This window comes from Caballeronia sp. SEWSISQ10-4 2, from assembly GCF_030464885.1.
Taxonomy (GTDB): Bacteria; Pseudomonadota; Gammaproteobacteria; order Burkholderiales; family Burkholderiaceae; genus Caballeronia.
In genome coordinates this window covers 21,000-39,172 of sequence record NZ_JALPRJ010000010.1, presented here as the reverse complement: position 1 = coordinate 39,172, position 18,173 = coordinate 21,000, and the positions used below count along the sequence as shown (strand labels likewise).

The 18,173-nt window shown below is 62.5% G+C and carries 15 protein-coding genes; 12 read left to right on the top strand and 3 right to left on the bottom strand.

Annotated elements, in window-relative coordinates; all coding sequences use genetic code 11:
- Nucleotides 1-581 precede the first annotated feature (581 nt).
- The 5 genes from fba (at nt 582) to M0D69_RS08915 (ending at nt 5,706) form a co-directional block, all read left to right on the top strand.
- Nucleotides 582-1,646, top strand: a complete 1,065-nt coding sequence (gene fba, locus M0D69_RS08935) for a class II fructose-bisphosphate aldolase (protein WP_301781670.1) — start codon at nt 582-584, stop codon at nt 1,644-1,646.
- Between the two features lie 248 nt (nt 1,647-1,894).
- Nucleotides 1,895-2,797, top strand: coding sequence for a phosphoribosylaminoimidazolesuccinocarboxamide synthase (locus M0D69_RS08930; protein WP_301781669.1), 903 nt, complete (start codon nt 1,895-1,897; stop codon nt 2,795-2,797).
- Nucleotides 2,798-2,906: 109 nt separating this feature from the next.
- Nucleotides 2,907-3,434, top strand: coding sequence for a 5-(carboxyamino)imidazole ribonucleotide mutase (gene purE, locus M0D69_RS08925; RefSeq protein WP_301781668.1), 528 nt, complete (start codon nt 2,907-2,909; stop codon nt 3,432-3,434).
- A gap of 56 nt (nt 3,435-3,490) precedes the next feature.
- Entirely contained in the window at nt 3,491-4,678 is a 1,188-nt protein-coding gene (locus M0D69_RS08920) for a 5-(carboxyamino)imidazole ribonucleotide synthase (RefSeq protein WP_301781667.1), read from the top strand.
- 5 nt (nt 4,679-4,683) lie between these two features.
- On the top strand, nt 4,684-5,706 hold the full coding sequence (locus tag M0D69_RS08915) for an L-threonylcarbamoyladenylate synthase (RefSeq protein WP_301781666.1): 1,023 nt from the start codon (nt 4,684-4,686) through the stop codon (nt 5,704-5,706).
- 90 nt (nt 5,707-5,796) lie between these two features.
- Here M0D69_RS08915 and M0D69_RS08910 read toward each other — a convergent pair whose 3' ends face one another.
- The 3 genes from M0D69_RS08910 to M0D69_RS08900 all read right to left on the bottom strand — a co-directional run bounded on the left by M0D69_RS08910 (nt 5,797) and on the right by M0D69_RS08900 (nt 9,951).
- Nucleotides 5,797-6,984 carry an SGNH/GDSL hydrolase family protein gene (locus tag M0D69_RS08910; protein WP_301781665.1) on the bottom strand — a complete coding sequence of 396 codons (1,188 nt, stop codon included), beginning with the start codon at nt 6,982-6,984 and terminating at the stop codon, nt 5,797-5,799.
- A 262-nt stretch (nt 6,985-7,246) separates the two neighbouring features.
- Nucleotides 7,247-8,740, bottom strand: a complete 1,494-nt coding sequence (gene dacB, locus M0D69_RS08905) for a D-alanyl-D-alanine carboxypeptidase/D-alanyl-D-alanine-endopeptidase (RefSeq protein WP_301781774.1) — start codon at nt 8,738-8,740, stop codon at nt 7,247-7,249.
- Nucleotides 8,741-8,982: 242 nt separating this feature from the next.
- A complete protein-coding gene (locus tag M0D69_RS08900; protein ID WP_047895843.1) occupies nt 8,983-9,951 on the bottom strand; it encodes a LysR family transcriptional regulator in 969 nt (322 codons plus the stop codon).
- A 125-nt stretch (nt 9,952-10,076) separates the two neighbouring features.
- On the opposite strand from M0D69_RS08900, the gene M0D69_RS08895 reads away from it, so the two are divergent.
- The 7 genes from M0D69_RS08895 to M0D69_RS08865 all read left to right on the top strand — a co-directional run bounded on the left by M0D69_RS08895 (nt 10,077) and on the right by M0D69_RS08865 (nt 18,140).
- Nucleotides 10,077-11,387 (top strand): MFS transporter, encoded by a 1,311-nt coding sequence (locus M0D69_RS08895; RefSeq protein ID WP_301781664.1) that lies wholly within the window; start codon nt 10,077-10,079, stop codon nt 11,385-11,387.
- A gap of 19 nt (nt 11,388-11,406) precedes the next feature.
- A complete protein-coding gene (locus tag M0D69_RS08890; RefSeq protein WP_301781663.1) occupies nt 11,407-12,639 on the top strand; it encodes a Zn-dependent hydrolase in 1,233 nt (410 codons plus the stop codon).
- Nucleotides 12,640-12,649: 10 nt separating this feature from the next.
- Entirely contained in the window at nt 12,650-13,672 is a 1,023-nt protein-coding gene (locus M0D69_RS08885; RefSeq protein WP_301781662.1) for a histone deacetylase family protein, read from the top strand.
- Between the two features lie 121 nt (nt 13,673-13,793).
- Complete coding sequence (locus M0D69_RS08880) at nt 13,794-14,456, top strand: response regulator (RefSeq protein WP_047895847.1); 663 nt, start codon at nt 13,794-13,796, stop codon at nt 14,454-14,456.
- Complete coding sequence (locus tag M0D69_RS08875; protein WP_301781661.1) at nt 14,456-15,766, top strand: HAMP domain-containing sensor histidine kinase; 1,311 nt, start codon at nt 14,456-14,458, stop codon at nt 15,764-15,766. Before M0D69_RS08880 ends, M0D69_RS08875 begins: the two co-directional genes overlap by 1 nt.
- A gap of 79 nt (nt 15,767-15,845) precedes the next feature.
- The gene (locus M0D69_RS08870; protein ID WP_301781660.1) at nt 15,846-17,372 is read left to right on the top strand and encodes a DegQ family serine endoprotease; all 1,527 of its coding nucleotides are present in this window, start codon (nt 15,846-15,848) and stop codon (nt 17,370-17,372) included.
- Nucleotides 17,373-17,693: 321 nt separating this feature from the next.
- Nucleotides 17,694-18,140: a carboxypeptidase-like regulatory domain-containing protein gene (locus M0D69_RS08865; protein WP_301781773.1), complete on the top strand. Its 447-nt coding sequence runs from the start codon at nt 17,694-17,696 to the stop codon at nt 18,138-18,140.
- Nucleotides 18,141-18,173: the final 33 nt, after the last annotated feature.

Sequence of the window (18,173 nt, the reverse complement as noted above, 5' to 3'; positions counted from 1 at the left end):
ACTGCGTGCTTCTTTCTTGAGGTGGTTGTACGCGGATAGCGCGGGGTGTTCCTTGGGCAGGTTCAGTCACTGGTGGCGAAGCGTGTGGGTATCGGTGTTCGGAGAGGTCGGGGTTCAAACATCCTTCAGTCTGGCGAGCACCGTGCTATCAGGTGCCAGAAACTTCTAGCCTGCACGCTAGGGACACTAACTTGCCGGTGGTTGGAAAGCGCTTTCTTTGCTTCGTTTCTTTGTCGCTTTGGAAATGACGTGCCGCCACGCACAGTGGCTAATAGTGATAAAGAGATCAGCTAACTTAAACCGACCGCAAGCCTGAGCAGCAGCAACCCGGCATTGACCCCGACCACTAAGCCCGAAAATCCCGTGCAACCCAGCATTGACCTCAACCACGAGCACTCAAACCCCCGAAACCCCTGCACTGACCCAGTCCCCGGACGCAACCCCCGACGTGTCGCCACGCACAGTGGCCAATAGTAAAAACAGCCAACATATAACAACAGCCGGATCCGAAACCAACACCCCTCAGGTCCACCGGCGCGAGCAAGACCCCAGATTTCGTTCCATCTCAAGGAGTTTCACCCATGCCTCTCGTATCAATGCGACAACTGCTGGATCACGCAGCTGAAAACGGCTACGCGCTTCCGGCGTTCAACGTCAACAACCTGGAGCAAGTACAGGCGATCATGGCAGCCGCCGACCAGGTCAACGCACCGGTCATCATGCAGGCCTCCGCCGGCGCGCGGAAATACGCTGGCGAGGCGTTCCTGCGTCACTTGATCGAAGCAGCAGTCGAGTCGTATCCGCATATCCCGGTCGTGATGCACCAGGACCACGGGCAATCGCCGGCAGTCTGCATGGCAGCCATCCGCAGCGGCTTCACCAGCGTGATGATGGACGGCTCGCTCGAAGCCGACGGCAAAAGCGTCGCATCGTATGAATACAACGTCGATGTATCGCGGAAAGTGGTCGAAGCGGCACACTCCATCGGCGTGACGGTGGAAGCCGAACTCGGCGTGCTCGGCTCGCTGGAAACCATGAAGGGCGACAAGGAAGACGGTCACGGCGCCGAAGGCACCATGACCCGCGAGCAGTTGCTCACCGACGTCGAACAAGCCGCCGATTTCGTGAAGAAGACCCAGTGCGACGCGCTGGCAATTGCCATCGGTACGTCGCACGGCGCGTATAAATTCACCAAGAAGCCGACCGGCGATATCCTCGCCATCCAGCGCATCAAGGAAATTCACCAACGCATTCCGAATACCCATCTGGTGATGCACGGATCGTCGTCGGTGCCGCAGGACCTGCTGGCCGAAATCCGCGAATTCGGCGGCGACATGAAGGAAACCTATGGCGTGCCGGTCGAGGAAATCCAGGAAGGGATTCGTCACGGCGTACGCAAGGTGAACATCGATACCGACCTGCGTCTGGCAATAACGGGTGCAATTCGCCGCTATTTCGGCGAAAATCCGTCGAAATTCGATCCGCGCGATTACCTGAAACCGGCCCGCGAAGCCGCGAAGAAGATCTGTCTCGAACGCTACATGCAGTTCGGTTGCGAAGGCCAGGCGAGCAAGATCAGACCGGTCCCGCTCGATAAAATCGCCGAGAAGTACAAGTCCGGCGAGTTGGCTCAGATCGTCAGGTAAGTGCATGCTCGCGGCTTCGCCTCGGATGGACCAAAATCGAGTCGTCCGCCCGACCCGTTTACAATGACGTTGAGTCGCGCTTGGCGCCCGGTTTGACGCCGGGCATCGAAGCGCAGAATGGATGCAAAGGCGGGCTCCGGGCGCATGACGGGGCCCGCCGACACGAACCGCCGTTCCCGCAATTCCGGGGAACGGCGCGTTGGTTTTTTCTCTCAGCCTGATTTGCGGCACTTTTCCGGTAGATGACGATGTCCACCTCACATTCCCCGCTGTACGAATCCACGCTGAAATCGTTGCCCCTGCTCGGGCGCGGCAAGGTCCGCGACAACTACGCGGTCGGCACCGACAAGCTCCTGATCGTGACCACCGACCGTCTGTCGGCGTTCGACGTGATCATGGGCGAGCCGATTCCGAACAAAGGCCGCGTCCTGAACCAGATGGCCGATTTCTGGTTCGCGAAGCTCTCGCACATCGTGCCGAACCACAATACGGGCATCGATCCGGCGACCATCGTCACCGCCGACGAAGCCGATCAGGTCAAAGGCCGCGCCGTCGTGGTGAAGCGCCTGGAGCCGATCCTGGTGGAAGCGGTTGTGCGCGGTTATCTGGCCGGCAGCGGCTGGAAGGACTATCAGGCAACGGGTTCGGTCTGCGGCGTGGAATTGCCGCCCGGACTGAAGAACGCCGAAAAGCTGCCCGAGCCGATTTTCACGCCGGCAGCGAAGGCCGAAATGGGCCATCACGACGAAAACATCACCTACGATGAGATGGAACGCCGCATCGGCACGGAACTCTCGGCGACCATCCGCGAGATTTCCATCAAGCTGTACAAGGAAGCGGCCGAATATGCGGCGACGCGCGGCATCATCATCGCGGATACGAAGTTCGAATTCGGCCTGGACACGCGCGGCGAACTGTTCCTGATGGACGAAGTGCTGACGGCCGACTCATCGCGTTTCTGGCCGGCCGACGGATATCAGGTCGGCACGAACCCGCCATCGTTCGATAAGCAATTCGTGCGCGACTGGCTCGAAACGCAAGCGTGGGGCAAGACGCCCCCGGCGCCGAAACTGCCGGATGACGTGATTGCGAAGACGGCCGAGAAGTATGAGGAAGCGTTGCAGCGCTTGACCGGGCAGTCGCTGGCGTAAAAGAGTCTCGGGGTGCGTCCACGCACCTCGACGCTATCGGCTCCGGAACACCGGCATCACCCGAAAAAGGCCGCCAAAGGCCTGTTTACCCCCAAAGGAATGCAGCACGATGAGCGAAGTACAGACCGCCGCCGCGGCCCACACGCATGACGCACCGCTGATCGGCGTGTTAATGGGTTCCAGTTCCGACTGGGACGTGATGAAAAACGCGGTCGCGATCCTGCAGGAATTCGGCGTGCCCTACGAAGCGAAGGTCGTATCCGCGCACCGCATGCCCGACGAGATGTTCGCCTACGCCGAAAGCGCACGCTCGCGCGGGTTGGCTGCGATCATCGCGGGCGCGGGCGGCGCGGCGCATCTGCCAGGCATGCTGGCCGCCAAAACCACGGTGCCGGTGCTGGGCGTGCCGGTATCGAGTAAATACCTGAAGGGCGTGGATTCGCTGCATTCGATCGTGCAGATGCCCAAGGGCGTGCCCGTCGCGACGTTTGCCATCGGCGAAGCGGGCGCGGCGAACGCAGCGTTGTTCGCGGTCTCCATACTCGCTGTCACCCAAACCGCCTACGCTGACAAACTCACCGCATTCCGCGCGCGCCAGAACGACGCAGCGCACGCGATGGTCCTCCCGCCGCTCTGAAACGCAGCAGCTTCAAGTAACACTTCCGGCCGCGACCGACTGACCGACTCCACACCATGAACGCACAGACCCAACCCAGTTCTCCCATCCAGCCGGGCGCATGGCTCGGCATGGTCGGCGGCGGCCAGCTCGGCCGCATGTTCTGCTTCGCCGCACAGTCCATGGGCTATCGCGTGGCGGTCCTCGATCCGGACGAAACCAGTCCGGCAGGTTCTGTCGCCGATAAACACCTGCGCGCCGCCTACGACGATCCATCCGCACTGACCGAACTCGCGCGCTTGTGCGCGGCGGTATCGACGGAATTCGAGAACGTGCCGTCCGCCAGCCTCGATTTCCTCGCGAATACCACCTTCGTCAGCCCAGCCGGCCGATGCGTGGCCATTGCGCAGGATCGCGTGGCGGAGAAGCGGTTTATCGCGAGTACGGGCGTGCCGGTGGCGCCGCATGTGGTGATCGAGTCGCCGGAAGCGCTGGCCGCTTTGAGCGATGAACAGATCGCTGCCGTTTTGCCCGGGATCCTGAAAACCGCACGGCTAGGCTACGACGGCAAAGGCCAGACGAGCGTGCGCAATGTCGATGAAGTGCGCACCGCTTACGGTTCGCTCGCCGGCGTGCCGTGCGTGCTCGAAAAACGCATGCCGCTGAAGTTCGAAGTGTCGGTGCTGATCGCGCGCGCCGGCGATGGTAAATCGGCCGTCTTTCCGCTCGCACAGAACCACCACGTCGGCGGGATTCTTGCGAGAACCGTCGTGCCCGCTCCCGACGCGACGCCCGCGCTCGTCGCGCAGGCGCAGGACGCCGCGCTCACGATCGCCGCGAAGCTGGATTACGTCGGCGTGTTGTGTGTGGAGTTTTTCATCCTGGAAGACGGCACGCTGATCGCGAACGAAATGGCGCCGCGCCCGCATAATTCCGGCCATTACACCGTCGATGCCTGCGCGACGAGCCAGTTCGAGCAGCAAGTCCGCGCGATGACCGGTATGCCGCTCGGCGACACACGCCAGCATTCGCCGGCCGCCATGCTGAATATTCTCGGCGATGTCTGGTTCGAAGGCACGAAGGCGCGCACGCCGCCGTGGCACGACGTAATCGCGTTGCCGACTGCGCGGCTGCATCTGTACGGCAAGGAAGAGGCCCGGCCCGGCCGCAAGATGGGCCATGTGAATTTCACCGGGGACACGCTGGAAGAAGTGCGCACGGCGGCGCGCGATTGCGCCCGCATGCTGCACATTCCGCTGGACTAACCTTGATGACTTTCGAAGCTCCCACCGTCGCGCAAATTCACGAGGCTGCCGCGTTGCTCGACGCCGGCCAGCTCGTCGCGTTTCCGACGGAAACCGTCTACGGACTAGGCGGCGACGCCGAGAATCCCGAAGCCATTGCGAGGATTTATGCGGCGAAAGGGCGGCCATCGAATCATCCGGTGATCGTGCACCTCGCGCCCGGCAGTGATCCGGCGTACTGGGTCGAGACGCTTGTCCCCGACGCGCAGAAACTCATCGACGCCTTCTGGCCCGGTCCGCTCACGCTGATCCTGAAGCGCGCCGCGCATGTGCCGGCAGCGGTCAGCGGCGGGCAGGATTCGGTCGCGATTCGCTGTCCGTCGCATCCGGTGGCGCAAGCGCTGCTCACCACCTTCAGCACGATGCGCGATGGTCATGGCGGCGTGGCGGGGCCATCGGCGAATCGTTTTGGGCATGTCAGCCCGACCACGGCGCAACATGTCCGCGATGAATTCGGCGCAAGCGTGCATGTGCTCGATGGCGGGGCGGCGAAAGTGGGCATTGAATCGACGATTCTGGATCTGTCGCGTGGCTTTCCCGCGCTGCTCAGGCCGGGACATGTGAGTCCGCTGGAGATCGCGCATGTGCTTGGCGTGATGCCACGCCTGCCCGATGGCAGCGACGCCAGCGCGCCGCGCGCGTCCGGCACGCTGAAGGCGCATTACGCGCCTCGCACGCCGCTGAGCTTGTTGCCGTTCGCAGCGCTGGAACCGTTGCTCGCCGCCCATCCACTGCATGCCGGCAAGAAGCTGGCGCTGGTTGCCCGGACATCGAGCGCAGGTCAGTGGGCACAGGCGCCGAACGTGCATTTCATCGCCGCACCGGACGATCCGCAGTCTTACGCTCGCGAGTTGTACGGTTTGCTGCGCACGCTCGATCGCGCAGATGTTGAACGGATCCTGATCGAGACGCTGCCCGTATCGGCGGAATGGAGCGCGGTGAACGACCGGTTAGGGCGCGCTGCGGCGGCGTTTGAAGAGCAGGGGTAGGGAAGCACCGCACTGAAATCGACATAGCAAAACGAAAACGCCCGGTCTTCCAACCGGGCGTTTTCGCTTCATTCCCTCATCCAGCCAAACTTATTTCCCCAACCCGCTCTTCGCGATCTGCTGCTCCACAAACGTTGAAAACAACGCGTGCAGATGTGTCGTCGGATGCACCGTATCGGCGTACATATACGTCTGGTCTGCGCCTGCCACCGTGTAGGTTTGCGGTGAGCAGAACAGCGACGTACCGAACGCGGTCGGATTCGGCTCGCCAAACTTGGTCGCGGCAGCAATCATCGAGGCGAGATTACAGGCCGTGCCCGTATTCGACACCGTGAAGCCGTTCGCCTGATAGTTCGCCTGGATGCCGTCGACCCAGGAGTAGGCATCGACGTAAATCACCTTCGACAACAGCCCGGCCTGCTGCAACGCGCCCTGCAGCGTGCCGTTGAACAACTGCGTCACCTGCGAGAGGGTCACGCCTTTGTCGGCGCTGGCCAGACCCTGAGGCGATCCGCCGATGTCAGGAACTGTCGAGACCACCACGTGCGTCGCCCCGGCTTGCACCACCCGGCCGATGACCGTCGCCAGGTCGATCGCAGCCTGGCTGATCGCGGTGGTCGCGGCAGTCTGCGCCGCAGCGCCCGCTGCCTGTGCCTGCGCCGGCGTGATGGTTCCCGCGGCGAGTTCGGTCTGGATGCCCGCGGCGGTTGCTTGTACCACGGCCAGGTTGTAGAAGATGTCGTTGGCGCCGCCGTTTATCAGCACGAGCTGGTTGGCGTTGAACGAGCTATGCGCCGAGATGTACGACGTCACCTGGTCGTTGATCGGAATTGTCGTGGCCTGCGAGAAGTCCGCGTTCGCGGTGCCCGGCGTGGCATGACCGATGCCCGGCTGCAGCGTTACGCGCGAGCCGCCCTGCGCATAGCCCAAACCGCTGCCCGGCGCGAGCGGTACGCCGAAACCACCGGTTTCCGCGGCCGTCAGCGTGTCGCCGTAATACTGCGCGACGTTCTGGGTCCAGACCTGGCCGGGATTGGTGGTGAAACGGCCACCGCCGAAGTTGGCGGTCGCAACCGGTGCATACGTGCCGACGTCCGAGAGGCTGTCGCCAAACGACACCACTTGCAGTTTCACGCCGCCCGCCGGCGTGTTGTTGTTGTTATCGCTGCCGCCACCGCACGCGGCCAGCATGGCGAGCGCGGCAAACGCAGTGGCGGTCTGGAAGCTGCGCAGCCAATGCGTTTGGCGCGTCCCGGGTTTCGTCAGGGCGGGTTTCATTAACTTCATCTCCTCGTTCCTCGTTTATCTCGTCATGTGGTCTGCACGCCGCTTCGAGGTTGCTGTCGGCTGGCTTCCCGCGTGCGCGTTGGCTTCGGACGACACGCACTGCGGACAATGCGTGTCGTCGGCTTGGCGTGGCGATAGCTTACCGAATCTTTAAGAGGATTTGAGATTGTTTCCTACGAGGGTTTGCCTGTGGTTGCAGGCGGGGCTTCTCCGGGTTCCAAGCCGGTTCGGAGCCGTTTAATTCGGAACCCTTTCACTCAGCCGATGCCGTGCGCCGTGCGCCTTCATAGACCCATTCGAGCAGCGCATCGTGAGCGGCGCGCGCCGCTTCCGCGCGCGGATCGTTGATGAAGCTCACCACCACATAGCTCTCGCCGTTCGCCGCGCCCACGTATCCCGCGATCGCCCGCACGTCGCGCAGCGTGCCCGTCTTGATGTGCGCATTGCCGCCCGCGCCTGCCCGGGTGAGCCGGTTGCGCATGGTGCCGTCCACGCCCGCGATCGGCAGCGATTCCACGAATACTTGCGCCACCGGGCTCGAATTCGCCGTCGTGAGCAGGTCGGCGAGCGATTGCGCCGTGATGTGTTCCTCGCGCGACAGGCCCGAGCCGTTATCGAGGTAGAGGCCCGTCATGGGCAGCGCGCTGCGATGCAGGAACGCGGTGATCGCCGCCGCTGATTTCTGTGTTGTCGCAGGCGGTTTGCCCGTAGCGGCGCCGATAGTCAGGAAGAGGTTGCGCGCCATCACGTTGTTGCTGAACTTGTTGATGTCCCGAACGATGTCCGACAGCGCCGGGCTGCGGTGCGTGCCGACGAGCCGTGCGCTGACCGGCGTCGGCCCTTCGCGGGTGGCGCCGTTGAACGTGCCGCCCGCCTGTTTCCACAGTGCGAGGAAACCGCCGGCGAAGAAGGTGGAGTGGTCGAGCGCCGCGACGTTGATGGTGCGCGAGCCGCATCGCAGCGGATAGTCGCCGATAAACGACGCCTGCACGAAACCGCTCGTGGTTTGCGACACGCTCGGCGACGCCGCCGGCAGCGAGCCCGCGCAGGCGCCGCGTGTAACCCTGAGTTCATTATCGATTTGCAGTTGCGCGAGTTGCGGCAATACATCGATCGCAACTTGCCCGTCCGAGCTCGGCGTCAGCGTGAACGACAGCGATTTGAAGGCATACAGCAGCGGATCCGGGCCGACGTTGTAGGGCGCGCTTTCGTCGGCGTCGAAGGCGGGGAGATCGCGCGTGGACGGGTCGAAGTAGCGTTTGTCCAGGACCAGCGCGCCGTCGATGCCCGTGATGCCGTTGCGGCGGATTTGATCCACAAGGTCGATGAGTTCTTCCGGCACGAGTTTCGGGTCACCCGTGCCCTGGATGTACAGGTTGCCGTGGAGGATGCCACTCGCATCGACTTCACCGTCGGCGTAGGCCGTGGTTTTCCAGCGGTAATCCGGACCTAATAACGACAAGCCCGAATACGTGGTGACCAGCTTCATGGTGGAGGCGGGCATCATCGGCTCGTTGGCGTTGATCGCGACGAGCGGCACACCGTCGCTGCCAATGCGCTCGACCACCACGCTCACCGATGAAAGCGGCACATGCGCATGTGCAAGCGCTGCCATGACGGTGGCCGGAAGCGGACCGGCCGGAACCGCGACGCGCTGGAACTTCGACTTCTTTGCCGGTGCGTGTTTTGGCGCTTGTTTCTGTCCTTCCGCTTTCGTGCCGCCACCGCCGCGAGCCTCGGCCGGCATGTTCATCGTGAAGGTGAAAGCAGATGCAACGATGGCCAGCGTCGCGGCGACACGCCAACGTTTGCCGCGTAGTTTTTTTCCGTTCAGAAAGGGTGCTCTATACATGTGGTCGGATCGTGATGTCGTGCGGTTATGCGGATTGCAGGGCGAAGCCGCCGAGCGGTGCGGCTATTGTAAGTGGGGTTCTGCTTACGGTTTAAGGTTTGCGGGCTTTCAGTCGATGCCCCGCGTCCCGCTCGGGCTTAGCGCGGCGCCAGCCGTTCCGGCAGGGAATAACGCTGCATGGTGCGCTCCATCCCATCCAGGAATGCCTGCTCCGCCGCGTTCATCTTGCGTGCGCGATGCCACAGCAAATCGACGTCGACATCGACCAGACCCTCTTCCGGCGGCAAGCGCCAGAGGCGTTGCTGCGTGAGGTCGTCGCGGACAATATGCTCGGGCAGACAGCCAATGCCGTATCCCGCGAAGATCAGCCGCCGCACTTCGTCCAGGCTCGGTGACGCCGCCACGATCCGTCCCGTGAACCCGCGCTGGTCGCGAAATACGGTCAGCGGCGACAAGCTGTCGCCTATCTGGTCGCTCGTAAACGACACGAAATTTTCCGCCAGCAAATCTTCCATCGACAACCCGTGCCGCCCGAACAAGCGATGGTATCGTCCGCAAAAAATCGCATATCGCTGGCGCAGGAAACAGCGCTGCTCGAGTTTATCGATGGGCGTACGGCACAAGCTGAGACCCGCCGTCGCTGTCTTTTGCAGCAGCGATGAAATGATGTCCGACGAACGCATCACCTCGATATGCAAGTCGATCCGCGGATAAGTCCGGTGAAATTCGCCGAGAAACTCGTCGTACACGCCCGAATCGATGCGGCTCACCGTGAGCAGGCGGATCGAACCGGTGATGTCTTCGCTGCGGTCATCGAGCTCGGTTTCGAGCCGCGACATGTGGCCGTAGATATCGCTTGCGATCCGGTACACCTCTTCGCCCGCGCGAGTCGGCTCGAAATGCGGGCCGCGGCGCTGGATCAGGTTGCGCCCAAGCGTGTCTTCCAGCCGCTTCAACGCCTGGCTCACCGCCGGTTGTGTCAGATGCAGACGCGCGGCGGCGCGGCTTACGCTGCGCTCCTGCATGATGACCAGGAAGGTCCGCAACAGGTTCCAGTCGAGCCGGTCGTTCAGGAACCGCGCGATATCCACACGCCGTTGAGTCATGAAAACGTCCAAGGTATTAGCCAGATTTATATCGCGAATAATAAATCGAAATTGGACTAATGTTTTATGGCTGGCGATAAAACGCCCTGACCAAGTGCATCGATACAAGCGAATCAGGAGCCACCGTGACCCCAGCACCCAGTCAGACCCGCCAGCCTGTGCGCGCGGCGATCGCCGCTTTTATCGGCACGATGATCGAGTGGTACGACTTCTACATCTACGCCACCGCCGCCGCGCTCGTGTTCGGCGAGCTGTATTTCCCCTCGCACGATCCGTTCATCAGCACGATGGCGTCCTTCGCCACGTTTGCCGTCGGTTTCTTCGCGCGGCCCTTGGGCGGGGTAATTTTCGGGCATCTCGGCGACAAGATCGGCCGCAAGAAAGCGCTCATGACCACGCTGATGATGATGGGCGTGGCGACCGTGTGCGTCGGTTTGCTGCCGGCTTATGCGAAGGTCGGCGTGCTCGCGCCGGTGTTGCTCGTGCTGCTGCGCGTGGTGCAGGGCATTGCGGTCGGCGGCGAATGGGGCGGGGCAGTGTTGATGGCCGCCGAACATGCACCGAAGGGACGGCGGACGTTCTTCGCGTCGTTCGCGCAACTTGGCAGCCCGGCCGGACTGATCCTTTCGCTGATTGCGTTTCGCACGGTGACGTCGATGCCGCATGAGGCGTTCATCGCGTGGGGCTGGCGTCTGCCGTTTCTCGTGAGCGCGGTGTTGCTCGTGGTCGGCGTCTTGATCCGGATGGGCGTGAACGAGTCACCCGAATTCGAGCGCGAGAAGCTGTCGAAGCGCACCGTCGAATTGCCGATTGCGGAAGTGTTCCGCTCATCGGGCGCGCTGGTGGCGTTTTGTATCGGCGCAAATACGATCGGCATTGCCGGCGTGTATTTCACCAACACCTTCATGATCTCGTACACGACGCAATACGTCGGCGTGACGAAATCGCTGATCCTCGATTGCCTGTTTGCCGTCGCAATCATCCAGTTCCTCACGCAGCCGCTTGCCGCGTTGCTCGCCGAAAAGATCGGCGGCGCGCGCTTCCTGAAGTTGACGGCCCTCTGCGCGATGATCTCGCCGTATCCCATGTTCATCCTTGTGCAGAGCGGCAACATGGTGTCGATGATTATCGGTATCGCAATTGCCGTCGTCTGCATGGCGAGTTTTTATTCGGTGATCGCGGGTTTCGTCAGCGGCGTGTTTCCGGTGCGTGTGCGGTACTCGGCGATTTCGATTTCGTATCAGGTCTGCGGTGCGATTGCGGGTGGTTTGACGCCGCTCGTGGGGACGTGGCTTGCGCATAAATTCACCGGGCAATGGTGGCCGCTCGCAGTGTTTTATACGTGTCTGGCCGGGATTTCGCTGTTGTCGATTGTCGCGCTCGACGCGCTGAAACACCGTCGCGCCGATGCCCCGGAAGCACTGGCAACCCGCTGAATCTAGAGGATATCGAATCATGTTGAAAATCGATGGCCCGCGTTTGTGGGCGAGTCTGATGGAGATGGCGCAAATCGGCGTGACGCCCAAGGGCGGCGTGCGTCGTCTTGCACTGACAGAAGACGACCGGCGCAGTCGCGCGCTGTTTGCGACGTGGTGCGTTGAAGCAGGCATGAGCGTGCGTATTGATCAAATCGGCAACGTGTTTGCGCGTCGTGAAGGCTCGAACGCGAAGGCGAAGGCCGTGCTGATCGGCAGCCACCTCGATACGCAACCCGAAGGCGGCCGTTTCGACGGCGTCTACGGCGTGCTCGCCGCGCTCGAAGTCGTGCGTACGCTTAATGATCGCCGCGTGACCACGGAAAAGCCCATCGAGATCGTCTCGTGGACGAACGAAGAGGGCGCGCGCTTCACGCCTGCGATGCTCGGCTCTGCGGTGTTTGTCGGCGCGACGCCGCTTGCGGCCGCGTGGCAGACGACGGACGCAGAGGGCGTGACTTTACGTGAGGCGTTGAACCAAATCGGCTATGCCGGCACGCCCGGACACGGCATGGAGAACGTCGATTCGTATTTCGAAGCGCACATCGAACAGGGCCCGATTCTGGAGAGCCACGGCAATCCGATCGGCGTTGTCACCGGTGGGCAAGCGATCCGCTGGCTCGACGTCGAAGTGACCGGCGTTGCCGCGCACGCTGGCACGACGCCGATGCCGTATCGGAAGGACGCGTTGTTTGCGAGCGCGGCGATGGCGCTTGCACTCGAAGCCATCGCACAACGTTTTGCACCGTTGGGCCTGGTCACGATTGGTCAGGTGAACGTGCCGAATTCATCGCGTAACACGATCGCAGGGCGCGTTGCATTCACGGTCGATCTGCGCCATCCCGACGATACAAAAATCGACGCGATGGAACGCGAAGTTCGCGAGCTCTTCGGCAAGATCGCGGCGGATCGAGGGCTGAAAGCCGACATCTCGACGTACTGGAAAAGCCCCGCCACCCCGTTCGATGCAGCGTGCGTCGACCTCGCTGAAGAAGCCGCGAAAGGCTTCGGCTATGCGTATGAGCGTATCGTTAGCGGCGCGGGTCACGATGCGATCCACCTCGCTCGGCACGTGCCCACGGCGATGGTTTTTATCCCCTGCGTGGATGGCCTGTCGCACAACGAAGCCGAGGAGGCGCTCCCCGAAGACGTCACGTGCGGCGCGAACGTTTTGATCAATGCGGTACTGGCGCGCGCGGTGACCGCGCAATAAGGACCCGACAATGCTGACTTACTTCCATCCTGCGCAGCTGAAACATCATCCGCGCACCTATCTTTCGCGTGGCCAGATGCGCACGCCGCAGGAGATTCCGGAGCGCGCGTTGCGGCTGGTCGAGGCATCGAAGGCAATGGGTTTCGATGTGCGCGAACCTGCCGACTTTGGCGCTGCGCCGCTCGCCGCGGTCCACGGCATGAACTACTTGCGCTTCCTTGAGGAAGCGCATCGCGAGTGGAAGAAAGTGCCGGCCGATTGGGGCGACGAAGTGATGTCGAACGTGTACATCCGCGAGAACAACCCGCTGCGTGGCGTGCTTGGGCAGGCAGCGCGTTATCTTGCCGATGGCAGTTGCCCGGTCGGCCCCGACACTTACGAATCCGCCTACTGGTCGGCGCAAAGCGCGCTCGCGGGCGCGAGCGCGATCATCGGAGGCGAGCGTGAGGCGTACGCGCTGTGCCGGCCGCCGGGCCATCATGCGCGGGCTGAAGCGGCGGGTGGTTTCTGCTACTTGAACAATGCGGCTATCGCGGCGCAGGCGTTACGAGAGAAGTACGGCCGTGTAGCCATCCTCGATACCGACATGCATCACGGCCAGGGCGTGCAGGAAATCTTCTACGACCGCAGCGATGTTTTGTATGTATCGATTCACGGCGACCCGACGAACTTCTATCCCGTTGTTGCCGGATTCGATGACGAGCATGGAGCGGCCGCCGGCGAGGGCTATAACGTAAATTTGCCGATGCCGCATGGTTCATCGGAGGACGTGTTTTTCGATCGACTCGATGCCGCCGCGCGCGTGCTTGATCGCTTTCAACCGGATGCCTTGGTCCTGGCGCTCGGCTTTGACATCTACAAGGACGATCCGCAGTCGATGGTCGCGGTGAGCACCGAAGGTTTCGGCAAGCTGGGCCGAAAGATCGGCGCGATGAAATTGCCGACGCTAATCGTGCAGGAAGGCGGGTATCACATCGATACGCTGGAAGTGAACGCGCAATCATTCTTCGATGGGTTCAGCAGCGGGCGTTAGCAGGTGCATTGAGGGGAAGCCGCCGTCCCGCGTCTTAAGTCCCCTTTAAGCCCCGCCTCAGTCTACCCGGCTAGAATAAGCATCCGGGCTGCAAAGCCGAGAAAAGCCGTGACCCAAATCGATGCGAATCCTACTGGTAGAAGATGACAGAATGATTGCGGAAGGCGTCCGCAAGGCGTTGCGCAGCGACGGGTTCGCAGTGGACTGGGTGCAGGACGGTGAAACGGCCTTGACCGCGGTGGGCGGCGAACCTTACGACCTCATGCTGCTGGACCTGGGCCTGCCGAAACGCGACGGGCTCGACGTCCTCAAGAGCTTGAGAGCAAAGGGCAACGCGCTACCCGTGCTGATAGTCACGGCCCGAGACGCCATTGCAGACCGCGTAAAAGGCCTGGATGCCGGCGCTGACGACTACCTCGTCAAACCTTTCGATCTCGACGAACTGGGCGCGCGTATGCGAGCGTTGATCCGCCGCCATGCCGGCCGCGGAGACTCCTTGATCCGCCACGGCGCGCTGACGCTCGACCCCGTGGGCCACCAGGTCACACTGGACGGCAACGCAGTCGCTCTTTCAGCCCGCGAATTCGCGCTGCTCGAAGCCCTGATGGCTCGCCCGGGCGCGGTTTTATCGAAGAGTCAGCTCGAAGAAAAAATCTATGGATGGGGTGAGGAAATCGGCAGTAACACGGTCGAGGTCTACATCCATTCGCTGCGCAAAAAGCTCGGGCCCGACCTTATCCGCAACGTCCGTGGCCTGGGTTATATGGTGTCGAAGGAAGCCTGATGCATTCCATTCGCCGCCAACTGCTGGTCTGGCTGCTGGCACTGGTGATCGTCGGCGTGGGGTTTGCGGGCTGGCTGATCTACCGTCAGGCGCTGGCCGAAGCGAACGAACTCTTCGATTACCAACTGGAACAGATCGCGGCCGCGCTGCCATCGGAGCCGTTTTCGTCGGTGCTGCAATCGCGCAGTGACAGCGACGAAGGCGTCGTGATCCAGATATGGAACCGCAACGGCGTGCTCATGTACTACTCGCACCCGCGCGTGCCGCTCGCGCCGCACGCGGAGCTGGGCTTTTCCACCGAAGCCACACCGCGCGGCGTATGGCGCGTCTACAGCGCGATCGTCGGCGACAACGTCGTCCAGCTGGCCCAGCCGCTGTCCATCCGCAACCGCCTCGCAGCGGGCGTCGCGTGGCGAACCTTGTGGCCGCTCGTGGTGCTGTTGCCGCTGCTCGGCATGGCGATATGGATCATCGTCGGACGGGGTTTGATGCCGCTGCAACGCGTCACGCGTGCGCTCGACACGCGTCATCCAGAAGCGCTTGAGCCTTTACCCGACAACCGCTTGCCGGAAGAAGTCGTACCCGTCGTGCGCGCCTTGAACGCGCTGCTCGCCCGCCTCGCGACCGCGCTCGATACCCAAAAGGCCTTCGTCGCCGATGCCGCCCACGAACTGCGCACGCCGCTCGCCGCCGTGCAGATCCAGGCGCAACTGGTGGCGCGCGCGAAGGACGACGAATCGCGCAAGGAAGCGCTCGACGACCTGCAAGCGGGCATCACGCGCGCCACGCGCCTCGCTGAACAACTGCTTGCGCTTGCCCGCTCGGAGCCCGACGGCAAGAGCACGACCACTCCCGTGGACCTGCATGCGCTGCTGGACGAATGCGTTGGCGCCTCCGTGCTGGTGGCGCAACAGCGCTGTGTAGACCTGGGCATCGAGGCGAACGAGCTGGCGACCATTTCCGGCGATGCCAACGCGTTGCGCGTGATGTTCAACAATCTCATCGATAACGCCACGAAATACACGCCAGGCGGTGGCCGTGTCGATGTCTGCCTGCGCGTGCAAGACGGCAGCCCGATAGTGGAAATCGCCGATAACGGCCCGGGCATTCCCGCCGAGGAACGCGAGCGCGTGTTCGACCGGTTTTATCGCGTGGGAGCGACGGCGAACCGGGTGCGCACGGACGTGGCGGGGAGCGGCCTGGGTCTTGCCATCGTGCGCCGGATCGCCGCCCAGAATGGCGCAACGGTGTCGCTCGCCGAATCGAAAAGCGGCGGTTTGCTGGTCTCGATTCAATTTAAATCGGCTTAAAGCCCCCGCTTTAAGTACCTTTTAAGCGGCGCCTCGTACGCTTCGTTTCATTCTGAAGCGCATCCCCGAGGAGCTCACGATGAAAGCGAAGATCATTTCCCGCAGCGCGATTGCGGCGGCCGTTGTTGTCGCCTTGTCGGCGGGTTACGTGGCTGGTAACAGGAACGTGCCGGCACCGCAGGTCATCGCACCGGCGCAAGCCGCGATGATGCCGGCCGAAGCCGCTGCGAAGACCGGCATTCCGGATTTCTCCGGCCTGGTCGAAACCTACGGCCCGGCGGTGGTCAACATCAGCGCGAAACACGTGGTGAAGACCGCGTCGCGCCGCAATGGCCTGAACGGGGGCAATCCGCAATTGCCGATCGATCCGAGCGATCCGTTCTATCAGTTCTTCAAGCATTTTTACGGTAACGGTGTACCGGGCATGGGCGGTGACGGCAACGGCCAGAATGCCGCCGATACCCCCAGCGAAAGCCTCGGTTCGGGCTTTATCGTGAGCAGCGACGGCTACATCCTGACCAACGCGCATGTGGTGGACGGCGCGAACGTCGTCACGGTCAAGACCACCGACAAGCGCGAATACCGCGCGAAGGTGGTCGGCGCGGACAAGCAATCGGATGTCGCAGTGCTGAAGATCGATGCAAAGAACCTGCCTGTCGTGAAGATCGGCGATCCTAACGGCAGCAAGGTCGGCCAGTGGGTGGTGGCTATCGGCTCGCCTTACGGTTTCGACAACACCGTGACGTCCGGCATCATCAGCGCGAAATCGCGCTCGCTGCCTAACGAGAATTACACGCCGTTTATTCAGACCGACGTGCCGGTGAACCCGGGTAACTCGGGCGGCCCGCTCTTCAATCTGCAAGGCGAAGTGATCGGCATCAACTCGATGATCTATTCACAGACCGGCGGCTTCCAGGGACTTTCGTTCGCTATCCCGATCAATGAGGCAATCAAGGTGAAGGATGCGCTGGTGAAGACCGGGCATGTGGATCGCGGCCGTCTTGGCGTGACCGTGCAGGGCATGGACCAGACGCTCGCGAAGTCGTTCGGCCTGCAAAGCCCGAACGGTGCGCTGGTGAGTTCGATCGAAGCGGGCGGTCCGGCGGCGAAGGCTGGCCTCCAGCCCGGCGACGTGATCCTCTCGCTCAACGGCCAGCCGGTAGCGGACTCGAACGCGTTGCCGTCGCAGGTGGCGGGTCTCGCGCCGGGCACCACGGCGAAAGTGCAGGTCTGGCGCGACAAGAGCACGAAGGACCTGAGTGTGACCGTCGGTGCGCTGTCCGATGCCAAGACTGCAAGCGCGGGCGATAACGCCGACAAGGGCGATTCTGCGTCGCAAGATGCGCGGTTGGGTGTCGCGGTCCGGCCGCTGACGCCTGAAGAGAGGCAGAGCGCGTCGCTGTCACGCGGTTTGCTCGTGCAGCAAGCGAGCGGCGCGGCGGAAAGCGCGGGCATCCAGGCTGGCGACGTGATCCTGGCGGTCAATGGTCAGCCGGTCACGAACGTGCAGCAATTGAAGACGATGGTGGCTCACGCGGGCGACAGCATCGCGTTGCTGATCCAGCGCGACGATGCGCAGATCTTCGTGCCGGTGGATCTCGGCTGATTTTCAGCCAATTTCTTTGCCCGCACGGGAACAGGGCGGCTTGCCGGCGCGGCTGACGGCAAGGCAACGGCGCCGCCCTGAATAAATAGGGTGGGATGCAGGCACGAACTGTGCTGCTTGTTTCTTTCCCGAGCCGCTTCGGCCGGCTGTCCGAAACATCACTCGCGGGACGGCGCCGAGGCAAGCGGAACGCCGATGAAGGCGTCTGAAGTCCATAAGGAGCTGAACACGATGACCAAGACGACTAATGCAGCGACTGAAGCAAACACCCACGTATTTACTAAACGCACCCGGCCTGCCGCTGCGAAGGCTTCGGTCGCGATGCTCGCTGCCGTGATGACGTTCGGGATGGCAGGCGGCGCGTTCGCCCAGGCCTCGAGCGCGGAAACGAGCGACATGAGCAGCGCTGGCAATACGAACGGCGGAGGCCTGCCGCAAGTCCAGACGCAGGGCGCTGTGTCGTTCACGTCCGGCGGGGTGGGGCTGGACGAATCACACGCGTTGATTCGCGAGCAGGCGCACTGGCCGCTGTCGTTGCGCTTTACGGGGCCGACTGCCGACTATCTCGCCGATGTCCACGTGCGTATTGCGGATGAAAAGAACGCCGAGGTGCTCAAAACCGACGCCATGGGTCCGTACATGCTGGTGAAGCTGCCGCCAGGCCGCTACACGGTGTACGCGCGATACAAGGATTCGGAAAAGAAGCAGACGGTGACGGTGGCAGGAAACGGCAAGGCGAAGGCCGATTTCCACTGGTCCATTCAGTAAGCCAACCTGAAGATCCATCACGAGCCGCTGCAG